The organism is Escherichia sp. S10b, from assembly GCF_028421345.1.
Classification (GTDB): domain Bacteria; phylum Pseudomonadota; class Gammaproteobacteria; order Enterobacterales; family Enterobacteriaceae; genus ECMA0423.
The window spans coordinates 1-2,717 of record NZ_JAHZSO010000140.1 but is presented as its reverse complement, the minus strand read 5'-3'; the positions used below and the strand labels follow the sequence as shown (position 1 = coordinate 2,717).

Below are 2,717 nucleotides of genomic sequence, written 5' to 3'. Positions count from 1 at the left end.
CGGGTAGCACTGTTTCACATCGATGATTTCGGTGTATGACGACCAGAGCGTTTTGTTCTGCAGCTGGTCTGTGGTGCTGTCCGGTGTCATCCTGCGCATACGGATATTAAACGGGCGCGGCGGCAGGTTACCCACCACCACCGAGGCCAGATACTGCGAGGTGGTTTTGCCCTTAATGGTGATGTCTTTTTCCGTCACCCAGCCACCGTTACGTTGTATCTGAACCAGCAGGCGGACTTCCGACGGATTCCTGTCTCCCTTTGAGGTGGTTTCCACCAGTGCCTGCACACCGAAGGTAAAGCGCAGACGGTCGATGTTTGCCGACGTGATGGTCCGGGTGATCGGCGTGTCGTATTTCACTTCCGTACCCAGCACAGTCTCGGAGCCGGAGGATTCAAAACCCTCCGGCGGTGTCTGCTCCTGCTCACCGGCCCGGAACACCACCGTGACACCGGAGATGTTGGTATTCCCCTCAGTGTCCAGCACTGGCGTACTGTTCAGCAGCACGCTTTTTAATCCATCCACCGGACCTTCAATCGGCCCTTCACTGATGGCATCAATCACACTCAGCAACTGCGTGGACTTCAGGTTGTCCTTCGCTTCGCGCGGAGTATGCCCCTTACTGCTGCCTTTACCCATTCCTCACGCTCCATAAACGACAAAACCGCCCGGAGGCGGTTTCACATAAACGTTTTTCATCAGCGACCAATCACCACAACCTGACCACCGTCCCCTTCGTCTGCCGTGCTGATCTCCTGAGAAACCACCCGCGACCCCACACGCATTTCACCGTACAGAACAGGCAAAACATTGCCCTGAGCAACCATGTTATCCAGTGAGGAAAAATAGGTGTTCTGTTTGCCGTTATCTGTACTGGCTGCCGTGGACGTCCTGGCTTTCGGTGCCAGCATCTGCGCCACACCGCCCAGGATCATACTGGCCCCTGCCGCATACATGCCCGATACAGCCGCGGCACCCAGCCAGCCCACAGGGTTCCACCATGCCACCGCAATCAACGCCGCCCCCAGCACCACCTGAAACACACCGCCACTTTTAGCTCCCGCCAGACGCGGCACGATATGGATCACGGCACCATTTGCCAGCGGCTCATTAAGACGGGCAGATAATTCGGTTTCACCTGCATCACGCCCGGCAATGCGCACCTGATACCAGCCGTCATTCAGTTTCTGACGAAACGCCGGGAGCTGTGTGGCCAGCGCCCGGATGGCTTCGGCCCCCGTTTTCACACGAAGGTCGATGCGGCGGCCAAATCGTTGCAAATCCCCGTAAAGGCAGATGCGTGCCATGCCCGGTGACGCCAGAGGGAGTGTGTGCGTCGCTGCCATTTGTCGGTGTACCTCTCTCGTTTACTCAGTTGTTCAGGAATATGGTGCAGCAGCTCGCCGTCGCCACAGTAAATGGCGGCATGATTCGGCACCGATGAACCAAAACAGCACAGCAGCACGTCGCCAGGCTGCGCCTCTGTCAGTGGGACACGGTAAAAACCCGTTGCCTCCATATTGTCAAGATAGAGATTCTGGCCGTGACGCCACCAGTCATCCCCGCGATGAAAATCCGGCATCTCAATTCCCGCCAGATGGTAAGCGTCCCGGAACAGCGTGTAACAGTCCGTCACCCCGTGCTCAAAGCGCCGCCCGGTGAGATGCGGCACACAGCGGAATTTATGAATCGCCCCCCGGCAGACCAGCCACCACGGCAAATCACTCTGCACCTGCAGCCGCCGGTCGGCCTCACTCAGCCAGGGCAGACCACCGGGGTGGCTGTGGACCAGCGCCACAATCTCTCCCTGCATTTCTGCACTCAGCCAGTCCTCCGGCGACATCCGGAAATACGCCTCCGGCTCACCAGAGATATTCACGCAGGGAAAATATCTTTCCCCCTCCGGTGTTCTCACCACGAAGCCGCACGACTCCGCTGGCGCACATCGCCGGGCGTGCGCCAGAATCGCTGATTCTGTCTGTGTCATGGTATTTACTGCGAAAGTTTGTTAATGGAAAGGAAGCCGCCAAAGTTGCCGACGTTATTGCGGAACTTACAACCGCTCAGGCATTTGCTGCATTTATCCTTCGTGATATCGGACGTCGGCTGATCATATTCATCCGCGACCGCCGGACCGTGATAACCGCACTCATCACCGCGATAGGTCCAGGTGCAGGTATTAGCCAGCATGATGCGCCCCGGAAAAACGGCACCATCCGTTTCCGTCGGTGTGGACAACACAAAGGAGGCACTGACCGCACTCAGTTCGCTGCACTGCTCGATGCGCCAGCGGCTGATCACCTCCTGCTCCGGATCGGCGTCGCTGTTTCCGTTGACGAAGTTCACCGCATCCAGAAAACGGGCGTAAACCTTACGCCTGACCACCGTTCCGCCGACCAGACTCTGCAGGTCTTCCGCCATCCCGGTGACCATGCCGTGCAGGTTAGAAACCGTCAGTGTCGGACGGGCAGCACTGCCCTTGCCGTTCAGTTCAAATCCCGTCCCCTGAATGGGGTATGCCTGATACTGCCGCCCCTGCCAGGTAACCGGCTCACCTTTTTCGTTCTGCTCATTACAGAAAAAATAACGTTCTCCACCGACCTCTGTCAGATCGATTTCCCAGAGCACCACCAGGGCTGACTGAGTGAGGCGTGTCGTCTCATGATGTGTTTCCTGTGGAATATCCTGCATCAGAGCCTCCTATGCCACGACCTGTT

Annotated in this window: 4 protein-coding genes; all 4 read right to left on the bottom strand. The window is 57.5% G+C overall.

Annotation, left to right across the window (positions count from 1 at the left end):
• The coding region (gpJ, locus tag FTE26_RS08650) for a TipJ family phage tail tip protein (RefSeq protein WP_442899511.1) at positions 1–639 on the bottom strand (639 nt) is incomplete at its 3' end.
• Positions 640–698: 59 nt separating this feature from the next.
• The gene (locus FTE26_RS08645) at positions 699–1,346 is read right to left on the bottom strand and encodes a tail assembly protein (RefSeq protein ID WP_000741576.1); all 648 of its coding nucleotides are present in this window, start codon (positions 1,344–1,346) and stop codon (positions 699–701) included.
• On the bottom strand, positions 1,244–1,987 hold the full coding sequence (locus FTE26_RS08640) for a C40 family peptidase (RefSeq protein WP_272457549.1): 744 nt from the start codon (positions 1,985–1,987) through the stop codon (positions 1,244–1,246). Before FTE26_RS08640 ends, FTE26_RS08645 begins: the two co-directional genes overlap by 103 nt.
• Positions 1,988–1,992: 5 nt before the next feature.
• On the bottom strand, positions 1,993–2,691 hold the full coding sequence (locus FTE26_RS08635) for a phage minor tail protein L (RefSeq protein WP_001152336.1): 699 nt from the start codon (positions 2,689–2,691) through the stop codon (positions 1,993–1,995).
• Between the last annotated feature and the right edge of the window lie 26 nt (positions 2,692–2,717).

Bases quoted from the DNA above. Each gene is read 5' to 3' on its own strand.
- FTE26_RS08645 (WP_000741576.1), bottom strand. From the start codon at position 1,346: ATGGCAGCGACGCACACACTCCCTCTGGCGTCACCGGGCATGGCACGC.
- FTE26_RS08640 (WP_272457549.1), bottom strand. From the start codon at position 1,987: ATGACACAGACAGAATCAGCGATTCTGGCGCACGCCCGGCGATGTGCG.
- FTE26_RS08635 (WP_001152336.1), bottom strand. From the start codon at position 2,691: ATGCAGGATATTCCACAGGAAACACATCATGAGACGACACGCCTCACT.